Source organism: Curtobacterium sp. 1310 (genome assembly GCF_017834105.1).
In the GTDB taxonomy this organism is placed as follows: Bacteria; Actinomycetota; Actinomycetes; order Actinomycetales; family Microbacteriaceae; genus Curtobacterium.
In genome coordinates, this window is the sequence record NZ_JAFICY010000001.1 from 599393 (window position 1) to 623423 (window position 24031).

The window sequence follows — 24031 nt, forward strand, 5'->3', positions numbered from 1 at the left end:
GGAGCGGCAGAGCCGGCCCGGTGCGTCGCGGGCCGGGGCGGTCCGGCGATCCTGCGGCCGCGGGCACGGGCACGGGCACGGGCACGGGCACGGTCACGGTCAGCGCAGACCGGTCGCTGCGGTCACGAGACCGCCCGCGACCACCGTGCCGACGAGGACGTGCCGGACCGGCACTCGGCGCTCCCGTCCCAGGGGGATCCCCTGCTCGACCAGGTCCCGCACCACCCGGGCGACCGAGCCGATCGCGTCCGTGGTGTCGTCCGGCAGACGCCCGACGCCGACGTGCTCCTCGTCGGGGAAGGCCGGGCCCGGTCTGCTCCAGCGCACGGGTCGGGGTGGCGCGGCTCCGACGACGAGGTCGAGCGCGTCCGAGATCGTCCGAGCGTCCCCGTCCCGCGCGGCGTCGAGGACCGGGTCGAGCGTGCTGCGGACGGCTGACCGCGCGTCGACACGGTCCCACACGGAACGGGCGGCGGTCACGAGCTGGCGGGCGCCGTCGAGGTCACGGGGAGACGGGAGCGGGTGCGCCGGCGGTGGCGTGCACGCGACCCGCGAGGAGGCTGCCGCTGCCGCTGCCTCGGCCCGAGCGGCCGCCGTCACCCGGGAGAGGACCCCGGCGGCACAGGCCGTCGCCCGGGGGTCCGCAGCGGGATCGGCCGACGTGCGTCCCGTGCAGGCGTCCGACGCACCGGGAGGACGGTCGGCGACGACGATCGCTCCCGCTTCGTCGACGCGCACGGCGTCGAAGGGGACGGCTCCGAGCACGACCGCACCCGATCGTGCCCGCGCAGCGAGTTCGAGCAGGGGCACCGTCAGGGTGACCGCCACACCCTCGGTCGGCGTGCCGAGTGTCTCCAGTGCGTCCTCGAGCGCGCGGGTCGACGGGTCGAGGACCTCGGCGGCGAGGTGGCCCTGCGGGCACCTGCCGACCCGGGTCACCGGAACGAGGTGCGGGCCGGCGCCGGCGGCGCGGTCGGCGACCCACCCCGAGAAGTCGGCGGGGTCCTGTGCACCGCACCACCGTCTGCTGCCCGCTGTCGTCGTCATGGTGACGAGCTTCGCGGAGGCCGGACGGGCCTCCCGGCCGGAGTGCGGTACCTGTGGACGGCGACGTTCGCCCACAGCCTGGGCACCAGCGGTCTGCGAGCGATGGTCGAGGCCGTATCCTGGTCGCATGGCACGCAGCACTCCCCAAGCAACGACGGCGAAGGAGCCGGGTCGTCTCAAGCAGATGTACCAGGTCTTCACCATGACCCGTCGGGCCGACCCGAAGTCCGTCTGGTGGTTCCTGCTGGCGTTCGTCGGCCCCGTCGTCGCGGGTGTCCTGCTCGCGCTGCTCCTGCCGGGCCAGAACTGGCTCGCGATCACGCTGTGGATCGTGGCCGGCGTGCTGCTCGGTGTGCTGCTCTTCCTCATCGTCCTCGGTCGGCTGGCGGAGCGTGCCGCCTACTCGCAGATCGCCGGGCAGCCGGGCGCCGTCGGCGCCGTGCTCTCGAACTCACTCCGCCGCCAGTGGCGATCGAGCGAGATGCCCGTCGCCGTGCACGGCCGGTCCCAGGCCGCCGTCTACCGCGCGGTCGGCACCCCGGGCGTGGTCCTCATCACCGAGGGGCAGCGGGGCAACCTCAAGCGCCAGGTGGACGAGGAGCGCCGCAAGGTCCAGCGGATCGTCCCGAACGTCCCCGTGCACGTGGTCCACGTCGACGACGACGAGGACGGCGTGACGCTGCACAAGCTCCCGCGGGCGATGAACAAGTACAAGAAGGCGCTCAACCGCAACGAGGTCCTGGCGGTCGCGAACCGTCTGGACTCCCTCACGCACAGCCCGGCGGCCGCGATCCCCAAGGGCATGGACCCGATGCGTGCGCGCGCCGGGCGTCCGCGCTGATCGTCTCCCCCGCGCTCCGAGCGACGACGCCCCCGACCGTGCCAGGTCGGGGGCGTCGCTGCGTGCGAGGCGCGTGCTCCTCGTGACTGTGGTCTCGTCGGAGCGCCGAGCTTGCCGGTGGTGCTGACAGGCAGAACGACACCGCCGCTGTCGTACGACAGCGATCTCGTCGTTCTCCCCCCGCCGCCGGGCGACCGCGGGCTGAACGACACCGCCGCTGTCGTGCGACAACGATCTCGTCGCTCCGCCCGAACCCGCCGGACCCGCGGGCAGAACGACACCGCCGCTGTCGTACGACGTCGACGATGTCGTTGCGCGTCGTTCGCACGCCACCGGCTCCGCGCGCGTCCGGCCGCGCCGGTCAGCGCCGGACGAGCACCGTCCCCGCGATGCGGTCGTGCGCACCACGGCTGTCACGGTCGATGATGAGCGCCGGGACGACCAGGCAGAGCAGCACGGTACGGACGACCGGTCGCCACACCCCGACGTAGCCGCCGCGGATCGGGACGACCCGCAGGCCGACGCACACGTGACCGAAGGAGCCCGAGAGCGTGCAGATGAACAGGACCTGCAGCACCGCGAAGATCGCGAGCTGGATCCACGTGTGCGCGATGTCGCCGGATCCCTCGAGCGGCGACCACACGCCGGTGACGTACGCCACGAGGTCGGCCAGGATGCCGTCGATGAGCAGCCCGACGACCCGGCGACCGATGCGGCCGACGCTGCGCGGCCCGTCCTCGGGGAGCCCGAGGTCCTTGCCCGGCCACCCGTCCGGGTGCTCCCCACCGGGGTGTGCGGACGACGCCGAGGGCGGGGTGGTGCTGCGGGCCATGCTCCAAGGGTAGGCGACTCCGTGCCCGTAACACGCACGAAACAATGCAGTCATGTCCGGGAAACCCGGTGTCAATAGCCTCGTCGGAGGGTGCACCCGCGGCACCTCCGACATCACCTACCCCCCAGGAGATCGACACACATGTTCACCGATTCCTCCGAGGTGCTCGCCTTCATCAAGGACACGGACGTCAAGTTCCTCGACATCCGCTTCACGGACCTGCCCGGTGTCCAGCAGCACTTCAACATCCCGGCGTCGACGGTCGACGAGGACTTCTTCTCGGTCGGACAGCTCTTCGACGGCTCCTCGATCCGCGGCTTCGCGTCGATCCACGAGTCGGACATGCAGCTCATCCCGGACGTGACGACGGCGTACATCGACCAGTTCCGCGCCGAGCGCACGCTGATCATGATCTTCGACATCTACAACCCGCGGAACGGCGAGATCTACGGCCGCGACCCGCGCCAGGTGGCGAAGAAGGCCGAGAAGTACCTCGCGTCGACGGGCATCGCGGACACCGCGTTCTTCGCGCCCGAGGCCGAGTTCTACATCTTCGACGACGTCCGCTACTCGGTGACCCAGAACAAGTCGTTCTACTCGGTCGACTCGGAAGAGGGCGCCTGGAACACCGGTCGCGAGGAAGAGGGCGGCAACCTCGCCAACAAGACCCCCTACAAGGGCGGGTACTTCCCGGTCTCCCCCGTCGACAAGACGGCCGACCTGCGCGACGACATCACGCTCAAGCTGATCGAGGCGGGCTTCGAGCTCGAGCGCTCGCACCACGAGGTGGGCACCGGCGGCCAGCAGGAGATCAACTACAAGTTCGACACGATGGTCCACGCCGCGGACGACATCCTGAAGTTCAAGTACATCGTCAAGAACACGGCCGACCAGTGGGGCAAGGTCGCCACGTTCATGCCGAAGCCGCTGTTCGGCGACAACGGCTCGGGCATGCACACCCACCAGTCGCTCTGGAGCGACGGCAAGCCGCTGTTCTACGACGAGAACGGCTACGGCGGCCTCTCGGACGTCGCGCGCTGGTACATCGGTGGCATCCTGAAGCACGCCCCGGCGCTGCTCGCCTTCACGAACCCGTCGATCAACTCCTACCACCGTCTGGTCAAGGGGTTCGAGGCTCCGGTCAACCTGGTCTACTCGGCCGGCAACCGCTCCGCCGCGATCCGCATCCCGATCACGGGCACGAACCCGAAGGCGAAGCGCATCGAGTTCCGCGCGCCGGACGCCTCGGGCAACCCGTACCTCGCCTTCGCTGCGCAGCTGATGGCCGGCCTCGACGGCATCCAGAACCGCATCGAGCCGCACGAGCCGGTCGACAAGGACCTCTACGAGCTCCCCCCGGAGGAGGCCAAGGGCATCCCGCAGGTGCCGGGCTCCCTCGACGAGGCGCTCGAGGCGCTCGAAGCGGACCACGAGTTCCTCACGAAGGGCAACGTCTTCACCGAGGACCTCATCCAGACGTGGATCGACTACAAGCGTGAGAACGAGATCCTCCCGCTCGCGCAGCGTCCGCACCCGTTCGAGTACGAGCTCTACTTCGGCGTCTGATCTGCGCTGACACCACGAAGGCCCCGCACCGGTTCCGGTGCGGGGCCTTCTGCGTGCGGGGCGCGTCGTGCCGTCGTGGTGACCGCCTGGAGGCCCGGTGCCGGTCCGGCGGACCGACACCGGGCCTCCAGCCAGTCGCCTGCTGTGCGCCCGTTCCTTCCCGTGACGCGCGCGATGGCGGGCGGGAACGGGCGTACCTGGTCGGAACGAACCACCTGGTACGCCCGGAAGGAGCAGGTACGCCCGGAAAGACCAGCCACGCCCGGAAGGACCAGGTACGCCCGGAAGGACGAGGTACGCCCGGACACACAGGAGCGGGGTCCCTGCCGCCCCCGGCACGGACCCCGCTCCTGCGCGGTGACGACTAGCGCGCTGCGGCCAGCACGTCGTTCGACCCCGCCGCCACGCTCACGGCCGAGCTCGCGACCGGTGTGGGCCGCCCCAGGGAGCGGACGGACCACCCGGCCTCGACCCAGTCGGCGACCGGGAGGCAGTTGCGGGCGTCGATGACGGTGCGACGGCCGACGATGCCGCCGAGCGACACCGGCGACGCCTGCACGATCTCGTCCCACTCCGTCAGGACGAGCACCACGTCCGCACCCTCGACCGCGTCCTCCTTCGTCGCCGCGTAGGACAGCGTCGGGAAGGAGCGACGAGCGGTCTCGTTCGCCTCCGGGTCCCACAGCGTGACCTGCGCGCCGCGGAGGTGCAGCGCCGCAGCGACGTTGAGCGCCGGCGAGTCCCGGACGTCGTCGGTGAGGGGCTTGAACGCGGCTCCGACCACGGCCACGCGGCGGTTCAGCACGGAACCCCCGAGCGCCTCGATCGTCATGTCGATGACCCGTTCGCGCTGCCCCATGTTGATCTCGTCGACCTGCTGCATCAGTCCGACGACCCGACCGGCGCCGATCTCGTTCGCACGGTGCATGAGCGCACGGATGTCCTTCGGCAGGCAGCCGCCGCCGAAGCCGAGCCCGGCGTTCAGGAACTTGCGCCCGATGCGGACGTCGTGCCCGAGAGCGTCGGCGAGCGTGGTGACGTCGGCACCGGTGATGGCGCACATCTCGGAGATCGCGTTGATGAAGGAGATCTTCGTCGCGAGGAACGCGTTCGCGCTGACCTTCACGAGCTCGGCGGTCGCGAGGTCCGTCGTGATGACCGGCGTGCCCTCGGCGATCGGTGCCGCGTAGACCTCGCGGATCACCGCGTCCGCCGCCGCCGACGCGCCGCCCCAGACCAGACGGTCGGGGTGCAAGGTGTCGTCGACGGCCTTGCCCTCGCGGAGGAACTCCGGGTTCCAGACGAGCTCCGCCTGGATGCCGGACGGGCTGAACTCGCGGACGATCCCGCGCAGTCGCTCCGCCGTCCCGACGGGCACCGTGGACTTGCCGACGATGAGCCCCGGGTGGGTGAGGTGCTCCGCGACACCGCGGGTGGCGGCCTCGACGTAGGTCAGGTTCGCAGCGTGCGACCCGGCCTTCTGCGGCGTCCCGACGCAGACGAAGTGGACGTCCGCGGCGGCGACGGCCTCGGCCAGGTCGGCGGTGAACCGGAGCTTCCCGGTGGCGACGTGCTTCGTGATGAGCTCGGGCAGGCCGGGCTCGTAGAACGGCACCTCGCCGGCGGACAGGGCGGCGAGCTTCGCGGGGTCGACGTCCACGCCGATGGTCTCGAAGCCCATCTCGGCCATGGCGGCCGCGTGGGTGGCGCCGAGGTATCCGGTGCCGATGACACTGATGACGGGAGCCGGCCGCACGTCGGCGGCGTCGGTCTTCTTCTGAGCGGTCACTGCTTGACCTCCTGCAGGTCGTAGTCGGTGTCGGTGCGGGCGATGCCCTCGGCGAAGGTCGCCAGGCTGTCGGCGCGGGAGTCGAGGCGCCAGTCGTTCGTGGTGCGGGCGCCGTCGACGATGGTGGTGGCCACCTGGCTGAAGTACGCGAAGCCGATGACGTCGCGGTTGGCGGGGTCGGCGAGGGCGTCGAAGAGCGAGTCGATCCACTGCGACTTCTGGCTGTCCGAGACGCTGCCGCCGGTCTCGGTGGCGCCGATCTCGTTGAGCAGGACGTGCTTGCCCGGCGCGACCTGCCGGAGCTGCGCGAGGGTCGCTCCGAAGGTGTTCTGGAACGTGGGCTGCTCGGTGGCCGTGCGGTAGTAGCCGCTCATGCCGACCCAGTCGACGTAGTCGGCGCCCGGGTAGTACTGCCGCATGTAGTCGAGCGTCTGGTACTTCGGGTTGCCGAGCTTGTCGATGCGCGACGGCGACCAGTTCCAGATGACGTAGTCGTTCGCTCCGTTGGCCTGGAAGACGTCGTGCACGTGCTGCCACATGGCGACGTACGACCCCGGCGCGTTCTGCTGCTTCGACCCCTCGGACCAGTTGTACCACTGGCCGTTCATCTCGTGGTCGAGGCGGATGACGACGGGCATCCCGTTCGCCTTCAGCGCCCTCGCGTAGGACGCGAGGTAGTCGTCGAACTTCCCGGAGACGATGTCCTGGTTCGTGTAGCCCTCGACGTACGGCTGGTCGTTCCCGGTCTTCGCGGGCACGGTCTCCCACGTCATCATCGGCAGGCGGCCGTTCGCCCACGACCGCTGGACGGCGCTGGCATTGAAGTCCTGGTCGAACCCCTGGAAGTAGCCCACCATGTTCGTGGCCCGGCCGACCTCCTGCGAGACGCGGTCGTACTCGGCCCAGTTGAAGGGCGACTGCGTCGTGTAGAGCCCGTACCAGCGGGACTGCTGACCGAGGATCTGCGCCTTGGTCGGGGTCGTGATCGGTTCGGACGCGACCGGGTCCTTCGACGGGCCCGCGGTCCCGCCCTGCCCGTCGGAGGCGCCCGAGCCCGAGCCCGAGCCCGCGCCCGAACCGGAGCCGGAGCCCCCGCCCGAGCCGGCGCCGGAGTCGGAGGCGCCGGCGGCGGTCCCCGCAGCGCTCCCGCTCGGACCGGACCCGCCGGAGGAACCCGCCGGGCCCGACCCCCCGGCGGACGCCTTGCCGCCGCTCGTCGCAGCGCCGAGGTCGGACTGCAGCGAGGCGATCTGCGCCTTCAGGCGGGTGATCTCCTCGGCCCGCGACCCGGCCTGCGCTCCCGAGGAGTCGAGCTTGCCCTCGAGCTTCCAGATGGTCTGCTGCGCCGCGTCGAGCTTCGCGCTGAGTTCGGCGGCGGTGGGCTGCTTCGCCTTCGGCGGGGTGACGCCGAGGGCGGTCTGCACCGCGCTCGACACCGGGCCGGCCGGCGACACCCACACGGTCCAGGTGATCAGGCCGAGCACCAGGACGATCGCGACCGTACCGATCGCGGTGCGACGGGCGTGCTTGCTCGACTGGGCCCACCACGTGCTGGTGGAACGGATGAGGTCAGACAATGAGGAACGCCTCCAGTGCGAGGATCGCGAACCCGATGAGGTACGGGATCGCGGCGTACGGGTTGCGACGGCGGGCCTTCGCCGACGCCGGACGGACAGGCGCGGCGGGGGCCGCAGCGGCCGCCGCCGCCGATCGCCGGGTGGCGAGGACCGTCGCGGTCGAGTTGGTCGTGGCGTCGGCGCCGAAGAGCTCGTCGAACGCGCGGTCGGCCGCGGCCTGGTCGCCGACGTCGACCCGGGACCGGGCGACGTCGGTGCGGTCCGCCGGTGGCAGCCCGGCGTCGACCGGGCTGACCGGCGTGCCGGTGGCGGTCGGCTGGACGGCGGCCGCAGGGTCCTCCTCCATCGGACCACCGGCGTACGCCCCGGCGCGGGTCCCCCACCCGGACGCGTGCGCCAGTCGGAAGAAGCCGATGAGCCGGATCGGCATGAGGAAGAACGTCGACACGATGATGAACATCGGCAGCCGGAAGAAGTCGCTCGGCTTCTCGGCGAGGTGGCGCATCTGGCGGACCGCCATGCTCAGCACGCTGGAGACGACCATGAGCCCGGCGACGTAGACGAAGCCCGTCGAGAAGCCGTACTGCTGCAGGATGCCCTGGTACAGGTTCTCGCCCTGCCCGGTCACCGCGCGGTAGATCCAGCCGGCGATCACGCCGAAGAGCATGAACGGCAGGATGATGTCGGTGAGGAAGAACACCGCCAGGATCGGCGCGTGACCGAGCATCCACGGGAGCATGCGCAGCGTGTTGTACTGCGAGCCGCGGGCCCAGCGCAGTTGCTGCTTGAACAGCTTCTTCACCTGCAGCGGAGCGTCCGTGTAGACCAGCGACGTGTACTGGTAGACGGTCCGGTAGCCCTCCTTGAGGGTCAGGTTCGTCAGGGTGCGATCGTCGGACACCTCGAGGAAGACGCCCATGAACTCCTCGTGCATGAACCGGTCCATGACACGGGCGAGGATGTTCCGGCGGAAGGCGATGGTGCGCCCGGGCAGGCACCCGATCTGGCCGAGCACGCTCTGCGCCGGCATCGAGTAGAGCGCCCGCGAGTTCTCGAGCCAGTCGGCCCACCGGGTGATCCACGAGCGCGTCGGCTCGAGGATGCGCTGGCGGGTGGTGACCCCGCCGACGGACTCGTCGGCGAAGGGCTTGAGCAGCTCGGAGAGCGTCCCCGGGGTCCACACCGTGTCCGAGTCGACGAGCACGGTGATGTCGCCCGTCGACATCTCGGTGCCGACCTTGACGGCGTTGCGCTTGCCCGGGATCGGCGTGTGGGTCCAGCGGACGAGCGGGGCGAACTCGTCGCAGACCTGCTCCAGCGCCTCGTTCCTCGCGCCGTTGATGACGACGATGATCTCGCCCGGCCCCTGCTCGACCATGCGGCCGATCACGTCACGGAAGAGGTCGATCGGCTCGTCGACGACGGGGACGACCACGCTGGTCGTCCCGACGAAGGTGCCGGTGTAGGGGCGGTAGCGGGCGGACAGGACGACCTTGAGCAGCCAGAGCAACCAGATCACCGCGGAGTACACGGCGAACAGGTAGAACTCGGGGTGCCCTTCGACCATCTGCCGGATCTGCAGAATGAAGGTGAACATCGATCCCTGCTTCAACGTTCGAGGTGGGGATTCCGCTTCATCGAGGAACCGTGGGCGGTTCGGGTGAGCCCATTGAGGCAGAAGCTGGGTGCCACCGCAACGCGACCCCTGTCCGGGGGTGTTTCCAGGAGGTCACGGGGTACAACGCAGTCCCCCTCGCGGCAGATCGCGGCTGTCCGCACTGCTGCTGACAGCAGGAATGTGGACCGGTCCACCGCCGTCCGGTGCGCAACAGCAGCCGATGACGGCCCGGGAGGCGGGGCTACTCAGTGTAGGAAACCCCAGGTCGAAGGGCACGTACCCCCGCCCGGGGGGTGCCTGGTCGGGGCCGCTGCTGCCCCGGTCCGCAGCCCCCGATCACGGTCCGGTCACGACGGGTGGGCCCGTGCCGGTCGGGGTACAGCGCGGCAGCCGTCGGGGGACGGCGGACGACATCAGGAATTCATCGACGACGACGTGTCACGTTCCCCCGCGGACGTCGGTCCGGGCGTGTCGCCCCACCCTCAGGCGCCGTAGAACTCCCGCTCGAAGACCTGGCGAGCGCGCCGTGTGACGCCGAGGTAGTCGTCCTCGAGCCGGGACGCCGATCCGGGCGGGTACTCCATCAGGCGCGCGATGCCCTCGAGCTGCACCCGGTCGACGGGCAGCACGTCGGTCGTCTTCCCGGACCAGAGCACGAGGGCGCTCCGGGTGCGGGACGCGAAGCGCCAGGCGGCGCCGAGGCGGTCGGCGTCCTCCGCCGCGACGAGTCCGGCGGCGGTGGCGGCGTCGAGCGCCTCGAGCGTCGAGGTGGTCCGGAGCCCGGGCACCGTCGTCGCGTGCTGCAGCTGCAGCAGCTGCACGAACCACTCCACGTCGCTGAGGGACCCGCGGCCGAGCTTCAGGTGCCGCGCTGGGTCGGCTCCGCGTGGCAGCCGCTCGGACTCGACGCGGGCCTTGATGCGCCGGACCTCGCGGACCGCCTGCTCGTCGATGTGCTCCGGGTACCGGGTCCGGTCCGCCAGGTGCTCGAAGTCCCGCAGGAGTCCGTCGTCGCCGACGGCACCACGGGCCCGGAGGAGCGCCTGCGCCTCCCACGTCAACGACCACCGGGCGTAGTACGCGCCGTACGATTCGAGCGTCCGCACCACCGGTCCGTTCTTCCCCTCCGGACGCAGGTCGATGTCGAGCTCGAACGGGTGGATGGCGTCGTCGGTCAGCCGCGACAGCTCACGGACGATGCGCTGCGCCGCCCGCGAGGCCTGCTCCGACTCGAGGCCCTCCGGCGCCCGGTACACGTAGAGCACGTCGGCGTCGGACCCGAAGCCGAGCTCCCGGCCACCGAAGCGTCCCATCGCGACGATGCCGAACGCGAGGCCCTCGGGAGCGTCCCGCCGCGCGAGGGTGAGCGCTCCGGTCAGGGTCGCCTCGGAGACGTCGGACAGCGCCGGACCGAGTGCGTCCACGTCGAGGTGGCCCAGCACTGCGGCCATGCCGAGCCGGAGCGTCTCGCGACGTCGTGCGGACCGGACGAGGGCGGCGGCACCGTCGACGTCGTCACCGTGTCGGGCGGTCGTCGCGGCGTGTTCGGCGAGCAGGGACGCCAGCGGTCGGGGCCGGAGGAGCGTCTCCGGTTCGTCGAGCCACGCGACCGCTTCGGGGAAGCGCTCGAGCAACCCGGCGAGGAACGCCGACTCGGACAGCACGGTCGTCAGGGAGTGCGCGGCGCCCGACGAGTCGCGGAGCATGCGGAGGAACCAGCTCGACTCCCCCAGCGTGTCGCTGAGGCGCCGGAACGCCAGGAGCGCCCGGTCCGGAGCCGGCCCCTCGGCCATCCACCGCAGGAGCACGGGGAGCAGGTTGCGCTGGATCGCGGCCCGCCGGCTCGTGCCCTGCGTGAGCGCGCGGATGTGGCCGAGCGCGCCCGAGGGGTCCGCGAAGCCGATCGCGCCGAGGCGGTCGGCCGCCTGGTCGTTCGTCAGGACGATGTCACCGTCGGTCGCGGCCACCGCCGAGAGCAGCGGTCGGTAGAAGAGCCGCTCGTGGAGCCCGCGGACCTCGAGCTTCACGCCGCGCCACCGCTGCTCGAGCGCCGACGCCGAGGTCGCGAGCCCGGTCGAGCGTGCGAGCACCCGGAGCTCGTCCTCGTCGGAGGGCATGAGGTGCGTGCGCTGCAGTCGTCGGAGCTGGATGCGGTGCTCGAGGAGGCGCAGCAGGGCGTAGTCGGGGCCGAAGCGTGCGGCCTCGGGTCGGCCCACGTACCCGGCGGCGGCCAGGGCGTCCATCGCCTCGAGCGTCGAGCGGACCCGCACGGTGTCGTCGTCGCGGCCGTGCACGAGCTGCAGGAGCTGCACGGTGAACTCGACGTCGCGCAGCCCGCCCGGCCCGAGCTTGATCTGCCGGTCGACCTCGTCGTCCGGGATGTGCTCGGTGACGCGTTCCCGCATCCGCTGCACCGACTCGACGAACCCGGGCCGGCCGGCGGAACTCCAGACGAACGGGGCGACCGCTGCGGCGTAGCGCTCCCCCAGGTCCCGACTGCCGGCGATCGGCCGCGCCTTGAGCAGCGCCTGGAACTCCCACCCCTTCGCCCAGCGCTCGTAGTACGCCACGTGCGAGTCGAGCGTCCGGACGAGCGCGCCGTCCTTGCCCTCCGGCCGAAGGTTGGCGTCGACCTCCCACAGTGCCGGTTCGGCCGCGAGGTCGGTGATGGCGTGCGTCGCCGCGATCGCCAGCCGCGTCGCGATGAGGACGGCGCGGTCGGTGCCGACGCCGGAGCCGGTCTCGTCGTCACGGGTCGACTCGGTGACGAAGATGACGTCGACGTCGCTGACGTAGTTGAGCTCGCGTGCGCCGGCCTTCCCCATGCCGATCACGGCGAGCGGGGTGGCCTCGACGTCGGCGGCGGGGAACGGGACCTCGCGCCGGGCGACGGCGACCGCCGCCTCGAGCGCCGCGCCGGCCAGGTCGGCGAGTCCCGCGGCGACCGCCGGGAACGCCTCGGTCGGGGCGGGGTGCAGCACGTCGAACAGGGCGATCTGCGCCAGGTGTCGCCGGTAGCGCACCCGCAGCCGGAGGCGGGCGTCCTCACCGGTGGCGTCCGCGACCGCCTCGGCCAGCGACTCCGTGTACGCCTCCTGCGACCACGGCGGGGTGACCGGCTCGAGCAGCAGCGCGATCTCCGCCGGACGACGGTGCAGGAACTCCCCGAGCCCCGTCGACGCACCGAGCAACCGGACGAGCCGCTCGGTGGCCGCCCGGTCCGCCAGGACCGGCCGCAGCTCGTCCGGCGCACGCTCGAGGAGCCGCTCGAGCAGCCGGAGCACACCGTCGGGATCGGCCGTGGACTCCCACAGGGCCGGGGCGTCGGCGACCGGCACCCGTAGGTCGGGGCCGAACCGGGCCTCCAGGCCGGCGATCCGCTCCAGGCTCTCCGACAGCTCCGCGAAGCCCAGGCGGGCCATCTCGGAACGGGACGTCTTCGTCCGACCGGTCATGGGTGGCGCACCGGGCGGCTGCTAGAGCGCGCCGAGGTTCGTGCGGAGCTCGAACGGCGTGACCTGGTCGCGGTAGGCCTTCCACTCCTGCCGCTTGTTGAGCAGCACGAAGTTGAAGACCTGCTCGCCCAGGGTCTCGGCGACGAGCTCCGAGTCCTCCATCAGACCGAGCGCGTGGTCGAGGCTGGCCGGGAGCTGCTTGTAGCCGAGGGCCTTGCGCTCGGCGTCGGACAGGCTCCAGACGTTGTCCTCGGCCTCCGGCGGGAGCTCGTAGCCCTCGTCGATGCCCTTGAGGCCCGCCGCGAGGAGCAGCGAGTACGCCAGGTACGGGTTCGCGGCGGAGTCGATGCCGCGGTACTCGACGCGGGCGGACTGGCCCTTGTTCGGCTTGTACAGCGGCACGCGGACCAGGGCCGAACGGTTGTTGTGGCCCCAGGTCACGAAGGACGGGGCCTCGTCACCGCCCCACAGGCGCTTGTACGAGTTGACGAACTGGTTCGTCACGGCGGTGATCTCCGGCGCGTGCCGCAGCACACCGGCGATGAAGTGCTTCGCGGTCTGCGACAGCTGGTACTCGCCGCCGGCCTCGTAGAAGGCGTTCTGGTCGCCCTCGAAGAGCGAGACGTGCGTGTGCATGCCGGAGCCGGGCTGCCCCGACAGCGGCTTCGGCATGAAGGTCGCGTAGACGCCCTGCTCGATCGCGACCTCCTTCACCACCGTGCGGAAGGTCATGATGTTGTCCGCCATCGTCAGCGCGTCGGCGTAGCGGAGGTCGATCTCGTTCTGCCCGGGGCCGGCCTCGTGGTGGGAGAACTCCACCGAGATGCCGAGGTCCTCGAGCATGCGCACCGAGCGGCGGCGGAAGTCGTGGGCGCTGCCGCCGGGGACGTTGTCGAAGTAGCCGGCCTGGTCGACGGGCTGCGGGCCGCCGTCCGCCCAGTCGCGGCTCTTCAGCAGGTAGAACTCGATCTCGGGGTGCGTGTAGAAGGTGAACCCACGGTCACTCGCCTTCGCCAGCGTCCGCTTCAGCACGTTGCGAGGGTCGGCGACGGCGGGCTGGCCGTCGGGCGTCGTGATGTCGCAGAACATCCGCGCCGTCGGGTCGACCTCGCCCCGCCAGGGCAGGATCTGGAACGTCGAGGGGTCCGGGTGCGCCAGGACGTCGGCCTCGTAGGAGCGCGTGAGGCCCTCGATCGCGGAGCCGTCGAACCCGATGCCCTCCGCGAAGGCCCCCTCGACCTCGGCCGGGGCGATCGCGACGGACTTCAGCGTGCCGATGACGTCGGTGAACCAGAGTCGGATGAACTTGATGCCCCGCTCCTCGATGGTGCGGAGCACGAAGTCCGTCTGCTTGTCCATGGACGCCCTTTCCGTGGTGCTGCTGGGGCTCCCAGCCTATTGGTCCGCGTCGTCCCAGCGCTCGTTGTTCGCCTTGATGCGGTCCAGGGCGTGTTGCGCGTCCTCGCGGGTGTCGAACGGGCCGATGCGGTCGCGCTGCGGCGACTGCGGGCCCTGCTCCACCTCGTGCGTCTTCTCGTTGAACCACCACTGGGACTCGATGCGTTCGTCGCTCATGGCGCCACCGTACCCACGGCGGTCGGGCGGTGCCCGCGCGCGACGGGTGCGGGGTCCGCAGCCGAGTCTCGGGCTTGGCGACGGTCCTCGGGCACCGGGGCGCGCGATCGGTCGCTCAGCTCGAGACTCGCGGGGTCGCGGACCGGCGGACCGGCGGACCGGAGGACGGGCGCGGGCCCGGCCGGGCGGTGGCGGCGACCGGCCTGGAGGCTCGGTGCCGGTCCGGCGGGCCGGCACCGCTCCTCCAGGCCGTCGCGTGGGGCGCGGGGCGCTGGGCGGGCGGTCCTGAGGGGAGGGTTCGAGCCGGGACGTTGCCGGTGCCCCGCGCGGCGCCGCGAGACGCCGCCGTCACCGCCGGACGCCCTCGGCGCCGCGAGACGCCGCCGGATCTCGCGGCGTCTCGGCACGGACGGGGCGTCTCGCACCGACGCCGGTGTCTCCCGCACGTGCCGGTGGGCGCGGCGTCTCGGCACCGGCGAGGGCGGCTCGCGCACGTGTCGGTCGGCGCGGCGTCCCGGCACCGGCGAGGCGTCTCGCACCGACGCCGGCGTCTCGCGCACGTGCCGCGTCTCGCGCACGTGCGGGGCGTCTCGCGCGGCCGCCGGCGGCTCGGCGCCGACGCCGGCGGGACGGCGGCCTGCCGCACCCGGTTAGAGTGGTCGGCATGCCCCGGGACGAACACGGACACCTGACCGCCGGCCGGATCTCCCCCCAGCGCCCCGTGCCGAAGGACATCGAGCGTCCCGAGTACGTCGGGCGCGTCGAGCCCCACGAGCACGGACTCGGTGACACGTACACGCCGGACGAGGTCGAGCTGATCCGGGCCGCGGGACGCATCGCCTCGCAGGCCATCGACGCCGTCGGGGACGCCATCCGCCCCGGGGTCACCACCGACGAGCTCGACCGGATCGGCCACGAGTTCGTCGTGTCCCACGGGGCCTACCCCTCCACGCTCGGCTACCGCGGGTACCCCAAGTCGCTCTGCTCGAGCCTGAACGAGGTCATCTGCCACGGCATCCCGGACGACACCGTGCTGCAGGAGGGTGACCTGGTCAACATCGACATCACCGCCTACAAGGACGGCATGCACGGCGACACGAACCGCACGTTCGTCGTCGGGCAGGCGTCGCAGGAGGTGCAGGACCTGGTCGACCGCACCCGCACCGCGCTCGAGCGCGGGATCAAGGCCGTGGCCCCCGGACGGCAGGTCAACGTCATCGGACGAGCGATCGAGGCCTACGCGAAGCGCTTCGGCTACGGCGTCGTCCGCGACTACACCGGTCACGGCGTCGGTCGTGCCTTCCACTCCGGGCTGATCATCCCCCACTACGACGCGCCGCGCTTCGACGACGTCATGGAGCCGGGCATGGTGTTCACCATCGAGCCCATGCTCACGCTCGGCGGCATCGAGGCCGACATCTGGTCGGACGACTGGACCGTCAGCACCCGCGACAAGTCCTGGACCGCACAGTTCGAACACACCCTCGTCGTCACCGAGCGCGGCGCGGAACTCCTCACCGTCTCCTGACGGCCACTCTCGAAAGGCACCGCTTCTCATGACCTCCCTCGCAGTCGGCGTCGACATCGGCGGTACGGGCATCAAGGGCGCGATCGTCGACGTCGCCACCGGCGAGCTCACGACCGACCGGATCAAGAAGGCCACACCCGAGGGCGGCAAGCCGCACGACATCGTCGCGGTCGCGAAGTCGATCCTCGACGAGCTCGCTCCGGCGGCGGACGTGCCCGTCGGGGTCTGCTTCCCCGCGATCGTCCGTGACGGCAAGACCATGTCGGCTGCGAACGTGTCGAAGAAGTGGATCGGCTTCGAGGCCGAGGCGCTCTTCGAGAAGGAGCTCGGTCGTTCCATCCACTTCGTCAACGACGCCGACGCCGCCGGGTTCGCCGAGCAGCAGTTCGGCGCGGCGAAGGGCAAGGACGGGCTCGTGGTCGTCACGACCCTGGGGACCGGGATCGGCACGGCGCTGATCAACGACGGCGTGCTCATCGTCAACTCCGAGCTCGGCCACCTGGAGATCGACGGGCACGACGCCGAGACGAAGGCCTCGTTCGCGGCCAAGGAGCGGGACGAGCTCTCCTGGAAGCACTGGGCGAAGCGCCTGCAGAAGTACTACTCGACGCTCGAGGCCCTGCTCTCCCCCGAGCTCTTCGTGGTCGGCGGCGGTGTGTCGAAGCACCACGAGGAGTTCCTGCCGCTGCTCGACCTGCAGGCGGACATCATCCCCGCGACCCTCCGGAACAACGCCGGCATCATCGGGGCAGCGACCCTGGCGGCGCGCAGCAAGTAGGCGGCGCTGCCGACAGCGCTGCTCCTGCCCGTCCGCCGGCGGCCGGCTCCGGCTGTCCGGCGAGCGGGCAGGACATGCCGCGCGTGCTCCGACGAACGGGTGCGATCGGTCGGGTGTCAGCGTCGAGCGTGACAGATCTGGCCCGCTCGGCGAACGACGGCGGGCAAGAGAGGGGCCGGACGGCGGAACCGTCGGCAGCAGGCGGGCGCGGGACGGGGGTCGGCAGCGGTAGACTCGGGGGTGCGAACGGGTCGGTGAGACGGTCGCGTCACTCCCCCGGGAGTGCCGAGGAACGTCCGGGCTCCACAGAGCAGGGCGGTGGGTAACACCCACCCGGAGCAATCCGCGAGACAGTGCCACAGAAAGCAGACCGCCGGCGGCGACGTCGGTAAGGGTGAAACGGTGGTGTAAGAGACCACCAGGGGTCCGGGTGACCGGATCCGCTCGGTAAACCTCGCCCGGAGCAAGGTCAGACAGAGGACGACGAGGCTGCTCGCTGAGTCCTCGGGTGGACCGCTGGAGGCCGGCGGCAACGTCGGTCCGAGAGAGATGGCCGTCACCGCGAGAGCGGGACAGAACCCGGCGTACGGCCGGCCCGTTCGCACACACGACACCACGAGCGCGCCCCGCGCGTCCCCACCGACGACGGACGGGAGGCTCGTGGCGGTGTCGCCACGAGCCTCCCGTCCGGTGGTCCCGCGTCTACAGGCCGGACTCGGCCGTGCGCACCAGGATCGCGTCGCTGTCGGGGCAGAGCACGACGTCGTCGGGCGCGGCCCGACGGATGTCCTGCAGGTCCGAGTTCGTGAGGGTCACGCCCGAGGCGGTCGAGACCCCGCCCTGCAGCAGCGACGCACCGAAGCCGTAGCGGGCACGCTGCCGGTCGTACAGCGCCAGCAGGTCCGCGGGCACCTTCGTGGCGACGGCCGCACGGCTCTGGACCGCCGACTCGCGGTCGGCCTCGGCACGGGCGATCTCGGAGTCACGTTCCGCGACCAGGGTGGCACGGTCCGCCTCGACCCCGGCGAGCTTCGCCTCGATGTCCCCGACGCGAGCGCGGTGCACGTCGAGCTGCTCCATCACCTCGAGCTCGGCGGTCTCCAGGTCGCCGATGCGGCGACGGAGGGACTCCATCTCGCTCTCGAGCCCGGCGGCGTCCTTCGCGCTGGAGACGTTCTGCAGCATCGTCGTGTCGCGCTCGATGCGGGCCTGCGCCGTCGCGGTGTCCGACTCGAGGCGTGTGCGTTCCCGTTCGGCGTCCTCGACCTGGCCGGTCGCGGCGGCGAGTTCGGCGCGCAACGAGGCGGCGGTCGTGCCGAGCTCCGTGAGACGGTCGCCCTTCTGCAGGGCGGTGATGCGGTGCGACAGACGGGTCACGTCGTTGTCGAGGCGCTGGAGGTCGAGGAGGACGACCTGGTCCTCGGGTGCTGCCTTCACGGTCGGTCTCCTTCGGGGGCGGGGGTGGGAGCGGCGGTGCCGGTCGAGCCGGAGCCGTCCGCAGCGGTCGGTCCGGGTGTCGGCTCGGCCGCGGGCAGGACGGCGAAGTCCCAGGGGTCGGTGCGCAGGTCGCTGACGGTCACGCGGACGCCGGCGAGTCGTCGGAGCTGCTCGGCGGCGACGTCGAGCCAGAGCCACTCGGTCGCCCAGTGCGAGGTGTCCACCAGCGCCGGGCCGTCGACGAGCAGGGCCTGCTCGCGGAACTCCGAGGCGGGGTGGTGCCGGAGGTCGCTCGTGACGTAGACGTCGGCGGTGCGGACCGCGGCGTTGCCGAGGTAGGCGTCGCCGGCCCCGGCGCACAGCGCGACCGTGCGGACGGGCCGGTCGAAGTCGCCCGAGACCCGGACCCCGGTGGCCGTCGGCGGCAGGAGGTCGACGAGCTGCCGGGCGAGCGCGCCCAGGGTGGTCCCGTGCGGCAGGACCCCGACACGACCGATGCCGGTGCCGGGCTCGGCCCCCGGCTCGAGCGGCCGCTGCTCGGAGAGGCCCAGCCGGTCCGCGAGCACGACCGAGGTACCGGTCGTCACGACGTCGGCGTTCGTGTGCGCGGCCAGCAGGGCGGTCCCGCCCCGCACGAGCGTCGCGAGGACCCGTCCCTTGGCGGTCGTCTCGTCGATCGTGGTGACGCCGCGGAGCAGGAGCGGGTGGTGGGTGAGGAGCAGGTCGGCACCCACGGCGACCGCCTCGTCTGCCGTGGCCGGCACGGCGTCGACGGCGAGGTGGACGTGCTCGACCGGCTGGTCCGGGTGCCCGGAGACGAGCCCCACGGCATCCCAGGACTCGGCGCCGGCGGAGGGCCACAGGTCCTCGATCACGGCCTGGAGTTCGCGGAGCGTCGGCATCCCGTCAGTCTACCGAGCCGCAGGCGGGGTCCGGGTCGCTCAGCGGCGGCCGAACAGGGACCGCAGACGTGCCACGAGGCGCGCCCACCAGCCGGGTCCGGTGCTGTCCGTCGTCGGCGCGTGCTCGTCGTCGTGGCTCGCCGTGGTCTCGCTCGCGGGCAGGGCCACCGCCTCGGGCAGCACGACCGGCGTGCTCGCCGTCGCACCGGTGTGCGCGGTCAGCGCGGCCGCGAAGGCAGCCCGGTCGATGACGGTGGGCCCGGTGGCCGGCTGGACGAGCGGAGCGGGACGGGTCGCGGCCGACAGGGGCGAGCCGACCGGGAGGCCCAGCACCGGCCGGACCGGCAGCTCGCGGCCCGGGGTGGTCGCCGCAGCGTCGACGGCACCCGAGCCCGTGGTCGCGAGGACCCCGGTCGTGGTCGGTGCGGTCGTGGCCCGCTGGACGGGACGCGTCGGGGTCGCGACGTCGGTCCGGGGTGCGGCGGCGCGCGGGGCGGCTGCTGCACGCACGGGCGTCGGCACCGGTGCTGTGGCGGCGCGTCGGGCGGCGGCACGATCACGGCGCGCGACCTCGTCCGCTGCGTCGGCGAGCAGGTCCGCGAAGACGGCGCGGGCGAACGCGCGCGCGGCGTCGACCTCGGCGTCGTCGAGGTGGGCGACGGTGGCCTCCCAGGCGGCGAGGCGCGCGAGGTCCTCGTCGCGGCGGCGGACCTCGTCCTCGAGCAGCACGATGCGGTCGATCGTGGTGCGGCCGCTCGTGGCGGAGACCTCGACCGCCAGGTCCTCGATGCGCAGGGCGATCCGGGCGGGCGGCTCGGGGAACGACGGGGCGCAGGCCGCCACGTGTCGTGCACGATCACGACGACGGAAGGCGGTGGGCTCCGAGTGCTCGGCGGCGGGCGCGGCAGCGGCGGGTACGAGCGCGGATGCGGGTGCGTCCGACGCCGACCCGGGCTCGGGCTCGGGCTCGGCAGCAGCCGCACCAGGGCCGACGGGCACGGCGGGCTCGGCGACGGCGTCCGTGGTCACCGGGCGCTGCACCGGACCCGTGACCGGCGGCACCACGAGGTCCGCCAGGTACGGCGTACGGGTGGCCGGGACGTCTCGGAGCCACTCCTCGAGCTCGCGACCGAACGGGTCGACGAGGGGGGTGCGCGCACCGGGCTGGGTCTCCATGTGACGCAGGATAGATATCACGCGCGCCGGATGCGGGGAGATCCGCGGTGTGTCGCGCATCCCGCACTCTCGGACGTGACGTACCGGGTCGGAGATGAGCGGCGTGTCAGGGCCTCGGGAGCGACTCCGCGAAGTCGTCGAGCAGGCGCCGACCCTCGTCCCAGGCACCGACACCGCTCGCGACGTTCACGTGCTGCCGGTCCCCCACCCGGACCACCCGGGACCCGAGCGTGCCGGCGAACGCGACGGCTCGGTCGACGGAGCAGTACGGGTCGTCGTCGCTGACCACGAGCACGGTCGGTACCGCGACGGGTCGGCGCGGAGCGCGGAAGCCGGCAGCCTCGGCGGGGAACACCGGCGCCTCGGGGTCCGGGGGTGCCACCAGGAACGCGCCGACGACCCGCTCGTGAGCGCCGTCGACGCCGTGCTCTGCCAACCAGTCGGCCACCGCCAGGACGCCCAGGCTGTGCGCGACGAGCACCGGCGGCCGGGAGCAGGCGTCGACGGCCTCGGTGATCGCCCGGCTCCAGTCGCCGGGCTCCGGGTCCGACCAGGACCTCGGTGCGATGCGCACCGCACCGTCGACGCGCTCGTCCTGCCAGCGGGACTGCCAGTGCTCGGGGTCAGACCCCCAGATGCCCGGGACGACGACCCAGGGGTGCCGGTCCGCCGGGCGCAGCTGCTCCTCCATCGGGGCAGCGTAGCGGGCATCCGGGCAGCGGAGCGGGCGTCCGGGCATCGGAGCGGGCAGCCCTGGCGGCGACGGTCGTCAGCTGTGCAGGGTGTCGCGCGGGTACTCGCCGAACCGCGCCGAGTAGGCAGCCGAGAACCGACCGAGGTGCGCGAAGCCCCACCGGACCGCGACCGCGGCGACCGTGAGCTCCCCCGGGGTACCCCGGTGGAGCTCCTCGCGCACGCGGTCCATCCGGATGCCACGGAGCATGGCGTTCGGGGCGGTCCCGACCTGCCGCTGGAACGCCTGCTGCAGCCCGCGGACGCTGAGTCCGACGTGTTCGGCCACGTCGGTGGTCGTGATCGGGGTGTGCGCGTAGGCGTGCATGTACTCGACCGCTTCGCGGACCCGGCTCGTCGCACCCTGCGGCATCGGGACCTCGGGCGCGATCTGCTCGTGCGGGAAGGTCCGCAGCATCGCGAGTGCGGTCTCGCGTGCGGTCTCGGCCATGACGAGCGGTGAGGGAGCCGCGGGGCCGAGGACGACCTGCGCGGCCCGTCGGACCTGTGCGTTCCACACCCGCAGGTCCTCGGCGTGCGGTCTCGCGGTGTGGTCGAAGACGATCGCGCCCGCCTGCCCGCCGTGCTCCTCCGCCGCGATGCCCTCGAGGAACCTCCGGTCGAAGTGCACGAGGTTCTGCCGGACGTCCTCGACCTCGAAGACGAAGGGCCGACCTGCCGGGAACACGAGCGCGTGCCCGGGAGCGAAGGACGCCTCGTCCCGACCGACGTCGACCGTGCCTCCGCCGTCGGTCGCCCACATGACGGCGTAGTCGTCGCCGGAGGACGCCTCACCCGTCGCGTGCGCGTCGAAGTGGGTCGACCGGAACGACATCGACGCGTCACCGACCGCCTTGAAGCGGTACCCGAACGACCGCGCGGTGTGGCGCGCAGCGAAGTGCGCGCCGTCGTACGCGTCCGAGAAGAGCTGGAGCGCCGCGCCGAGGTCGGTCCCCACGGCTTCGTAGCGCATCCGGGTGTCAGCGCGCGTCTCGGTCGTCACCGGACCGAGCGTGACACGACATCGCCGGTCCCGCATGCGCACCGTCCCGGGGTGCGCGGACCGGCTCCTCCCGTGCGGGAAACGGATGATGCGCGGGCCGGACGCGGAGACCGGTCAGCGGCGACCGGTCAGCGGCGGCCGGTCAGCGGCGGCCGCGCCGGACGACCCATCGGTTCCGGTCGTCGACCCGCTCGTAGCGCAGGTCGTCGACGACCATCTGCACGAGCGCGAGCCCGCGGCCGCCCTCGGCCAGCGCGTCCGGCAGGTGCGCCGCCGACGGGTCGACCAGGACCGGCACACCGTCGTCGGACAGCGACACCGTGACCTCGTCCGGGCCGACGTCCATCCGGAGCGAGCAGGACACCGGACGACCGCCGGCTCCGTGCTCGATGACGTTCGAGGCGAGCTCGACGAGGGCGAGTTCGAGCGCCATGCGGTCCTCGAGGGACAGCTCGGGCTCGTGTGCCCACACCGAGGACAGGAACGTGTGCACCGCCGTGACGTCGTCGGGCGGGCAGGCGAGGTCGAGGACGTGCTCGCCGGTGGCCACGGTCATGCCCAGTTCGTCACCGCGGCGTCCCCGTCCGGGTACGTCCGCAGGATCTTGTCGATGTTGGAGAGCTTGAGCACCATCTGCACCTGCTCGGAGGGGGCGGCGAGCCGCAGGTCTCCCCCGGCCTGGCGCGCGGTCTTCAGGCAGCCGACCAGGGCGCCCAGTCCGGACGAGTCCATGAACTCGACGCCGGAGAGCTCGACGACGAGACGCGAGCGTCCGCCCTCGACGACCTTCGCCACGGTCTCGCGGAAGGCTCCCGCGCTCACCATGTTGAGTCGTCCGCTGCACTCCAGCACGGCGGTGTCGTCTGTCGCCTCGTGTACGACGATGTCCATGCAGGGGCCTCCTCGGTTCGGTGCGGGTGCACCCTGCAACCTACCGGGTGTGAGCCGTCAGGCGGTACGGCCTCGCCGCGTCGCGAGGACCTGGACGACGACGGCGGCCGCCATGAGCGTCGCCATCACGGCGCCCATCGCGGTCGCGGTCCCGCCGAGCGCACCCGCGAGCGGCGTCCCGAGCCCGCCGAGTCCGAAGGTGAGACCGCCCTGCAGTGCGGCCGCGGTCCCCGGGTGGGCAGCGCCGACGTGCTGCGTCCGGGTCATGGCCGCGGGCAGCACGAACCCCCAGGCCCCGGTGACCACCGCGAGCCCGCACCAGACCGGCACGGGTCCCGCTCCGGCGAGGGCGGCGACCAGGACGACCGCGCTGCCGAGGGTCCCCGTGGCGAGCCCCGCGGTCAGCAGGGAGTCCTCGGAGAACCGGCCGACGACGCGGCGGAACACGAGCGTCGTGACGACCATCACCGAGGCGTTCGTCGCGAACACGAGCGTGTAACGCTGCTCCGAGAAGCCGTACTGCTGCTGGAACACGAACGAGCTCGTCGCGATGTAGGCGAAGAAGCCGATAGTCGAGAGCACCCCGGTCAGGACGTAGGCCCGGAAGCGCCCGATCGCGAGCAGGTCCCGGATGCGACGCCCGTTCGCCCGGAAGCCGGTCCCGCCCCGGGCGGCCGGCGGGAGGGTCTCACCGAAGCGCAGGACGACCGTGACGGCGAACGCCACCCCGAGCACGGCGAGGACGACGAACATCAGGCGCCAGGACCCGACGGTGAGCACGGCGCCGCCGGCCAGCGGTGCGACGACCGGCCCGACGGCGTTGATCGCGGCCAGGGTGCCGAACACCGTCGCCGCCCGTGGCCCCGAGGCCGTGTCGGAGACCATCGCACGACCGGCGACGGCTCCGGCCGCACCGGCGAGTCCCTGCAGCACGCGGGCGGCCACCAGGGTGCCCGCGTCCGGTGCGAGCGCACAGCCGACGGACGCCAGCGCGAAGCCGACGGTCCCGACGAGGAGCAGCGGTCGCCGTCCGGTGCCGTCGCTCACGGGCCCGGCGAGGAGCTGGCCGACCGCGAACGCGACGAGGAAGGCCGTGAGCGACAGCTGCACGACCCCGGGCGTGGTGTCGAGGTCGCGGGCGATCGTCGGGAGCGCCGGGATGTACATGTCGGTGGCGAAGGGCGAGACGCCGACGATCAGTGCCAGTGGGACGATCGGCGGCAGCCGGGTCGTCGCGGTCGTCGGTCCGGTCCCCGCGCGCTCCGTCGTCACCGACGCCACGCT

The 24031-nt window shown here is 72.2% G+C and carries 20 protein-coding genes and 1 other RNA gene; 5 read left to right on the forward strand and 16 right to left on the reverse strand.

The features are described 5' to 3' along the window. Positions 1–99 precede the first annotated feature (99 nt). Positions 100–1047: a hypothetical protein gene (locus tag JOD95_RS02755; RefSeq protein ID WP_209682871.1), complete on the reverse strand. Its 948-nt coding sequence runs from the start codon at positions 1045–1047 to the stop codon at positions 100–102. A 127-nt stretch (positions 1048–1174) separates the two neighbouring features. Between JOD95_RS02755 and JOD95_RS02760 the strand changes: the two genes are divergently transcribed. Beyond that, on the forward strand, positions 1175–1888 hold the full coding sequence (locus JOD95_RS02760) for a DUF4191 family protein (RefSeq protein ID WP_058728606.1): 714 nt from the start codon (positions 1175–1177) through the stop codon (positions 1886–1888). Positions 1889–2249: 361 nt separating this feature from the next. Here JOD95_RS02760 and JOD95_RS02765 read toward each other — a convergent pair whose 3' ends face one another. Beyond that, complete coding sequence (locus JOD95_RS02765) at positions 2250–2720, reverse strand: RDD family protein (protein ID WP_066654040.1); 471 nt, start codon at positions 2718–2720, stop codon at positions 2250–2252. A 141-nt stretch (positions 2721–2861) separates the two neighbouring features. Between JOD95_RS02765 and glnA (JOD95_RS02770) the strand changes: the two genes are divergently transcribed. Continuing rightward, positions 2862–4286: a type I glutamate--ammonia ligase gene (gene glnA, locus JOD95_RS02770; protein WP_066654038.1), complete on the forward strand. Its 1425-nt coding sequence runs from the start codon at positions 2862–2864 to the stop codon at positions 4284–4286. A 364-nt stretch (positions 4287–4650) separates the two neighbouring features. Here the strand turns inward: glnA (JOD95_RS02770) and JOD95_RS02775 are convergent, their stop codons facing one another. The 6 genes from JOD95_RS02775 to JOD95_RS02800 all read right to left on the reverse strand — a co-directional run bounded on the left by JOD95_RS02775 (position 4651) and on the right by JOD95_RS02800 (position 14300). Next, positions 4651–6075, reverse strand: coding sequence for a UDP-glucose/GDP-mannose dehydrogenase family protein (locus JOD95_RS02775; RefSeq protein WP_209682874.1), 1425 nt, complete (start codon positions 6073–6075; stop codon positions 4651–4653). Further along, on the reverse strand, positions 6072–7652 hold the full coding sequence (locus JOD95_RS02780) for a glycoside hydrolase family 26 protein (protein ID WP_209682876.1): 1581 nt from the start codon (positions 7650–7652) through the stop codon (positions 6072–6074). The genes JOD95_RS02775 and JOD95_RS02780 overlap by 4 nt, the downstream gene beginning before the upstream one ends. Beyond that, positions 7645–9249 (reverse strand): glycosyltransferase family 2 protein, encoded by a 1605-nt coding sequence (locus JOD95_RS02785; RefSeq protein ID WP_209682879.1) that lies wholly within the window; start codon positions 9247–9249, stop codon positions 7645–7647. The genes JOD95_RS02780 and JOD95_RS02785 overlap by 8 nt, the downstream gene beginning before the upstream one ends. A 503-nt stretch (positions 9250–9752) precedes the next feature. Next, a complete protein-coding gene (locus JOD95_RS02790; protein WP_209682882.1) occupies positions 9753–12725 on the reverse strand; it encodes a bifunctional [glutamine synthetase] adenylyltransferase/[glutamine synthetase]-adenylyl-L-tyrosine phosphorylase in 2973 nt (990 codons plus the stop codon). Positions 12726–12746: 21 nt separating this feature from the next. Then, on the reverse strand, positions 12747–14084 hold the full coding sequence (gene glnA, locus JOD95_RS02795; RefSeq protein WP_066654028.1) for a type I glutamate--ammonia ligase: 1338 nt from the start codon (positions 14082–14084) through the stop codon (positions 12747–12749). Between the two features lie 36 nt (positions 14085–14120). Continuing rightward, on the reverse strand, positions 14121–14300 hold the full coding sequence (locus JOD95_RS02800) for an SPOR domain-containing protein (RefSeq protein WP_066654026.1): 180 nt from the start codon (positions 14298–14300) through the stop codon (positions 14121–14123). Positions 14301–14964: 664 nt separating this feature from the next. Here JOD95_RS02800 and map point away from each other — a divergent pair. The 3 genes from map (at position 14965) to rnpB (ending at position 17209) form a co-directional block, all read left to right on the forward strand. Beyond that, a complete protein-coding gene (gene map, locus JOD95_RS02805; RefSeq protein ID WP_066658125.1) occupies positions 14965–15828 on the forward strand; it encodes a type I methionyl aminopeptidase in 864 nt (287 codons plus the stop codon). Positions 15829–15856: 28 nt separating this feature from the next. Then, positions 15857–16606: a polyphosphate--glucose phosphotransferase gene (gene ppgK / locus JOD95_RS02810; RefSeq protein WP_066654024.1), complete on the forward strand. Its 750-nt coding sequence runs from the start codon at positions 15857–15859 to the stop codon at positions 16604–16606. A gap of 246 nt (positions 16607–16852) precedes the next feature. Then, an RNA gene (gene rnpB / locus JOD95_RS02815) (RNase P RNA component class A) lies at positions 16853–17209 on the forward strand. Between the two features lie 99 nt (positions 17210–17308). On the opposite strand, the gene JOD95_RS02820 is transcribed toward rnpB, so the two are convergent. The 8 genes from JOD95_RS02820 to JOD95_RS02855 form a co-directional block, all read right to left on the reverse strand. Continuing rightward, complete coding sequence (locus tag JOD95_RS02820; protein WP_066654022.1) at positions 17309–18043, reverse strand: zinc ribbon domain-containing protein; 735 nt, start codon at positions 18041–18043, stop codon at positions 17309–17311. Continuing rightward, the gene (locus JOD95_RS02825; protein WP_209682885.1) at positions 18040–18945 is read right to left on the reverse strand and encodes a Nif3-like dinuclear metal center hexameric protein; all 906 of its coding nucleotides are present in this window, start codon (positions 18943–18945) and stop codon (positions 18040–18042) included. The genes JOD95_RS02820 and JOD95_RS02825 overlap by 4 nt, the downstream gene beginning before the upstream one ends. Positions 18946–18984: 39 nt before the next feature. Beyond that, complete coding sequence (locus tag JOD95_RS02830; protein ID WP_209682888.1) at positions 18985–20121, reverse strand: hypothetical protein; 1137 nt, start codon at positions 20119–20121, stop codon at positions 18985–18987. 106 nt (positions 20122–20227) lie between these two features. Further along, entirely contained in the window at positions 20228–20812 is a 585-nt protein-coding gene (locus tag JOD95_RS02835; protein WP_209682891.1) for an alpha/beta hydrolase, read from the reverse strand. Between the two features lie 78 nt (positions 20813–20890). Beyond that, complete coding sequence (locus JOD95_RS02840) at positions 20891–21856, reverse strand: AraC family transcriptional regulator (protein ID WP_209682893.1); 966 nt, start codon at positions 21854–21856, stop codon at positions 20891–20893. Between the two features lie 142 nt (positions 21857–21998). After that, the gene (locus JOD95_RS02845) at positions 21999–22412 is read right to left on the reverse strand and encodes an ATP-binding protein (protein WP_066654013.1); all 414 of its coding nucleotides are present in this window, start codon (positions 22410–22412) and stop codon (positions 21999–22001) included. Beyond that, positions 22409–22747, reverse strand: a complete 339-nt coding sequence (locus JOD95_RS02850) for an STAS domain-containing protein (protein ID WP_066654011.1) — start codon at positions 22745–22747, stop codon at positions 22409–22411. The genes JOD95_RS02845 and JOD95_RS02850 overlap by 4 nt, the downstream gene beginning before the upstream one ends. 57 nt (positions 22748–22804) lie before the next feature. Beyond that, entirely contained in the window at positions 22805–24019 is a 1215-nt protein-coding gene (locus JOD95_RS02855; RefSeq protein ID WP_251154982.1) for a multidrug effflux MFS transporter, read from the reverse strand. Positions 24020–24031: the final 12 nt, after the last annotated feature.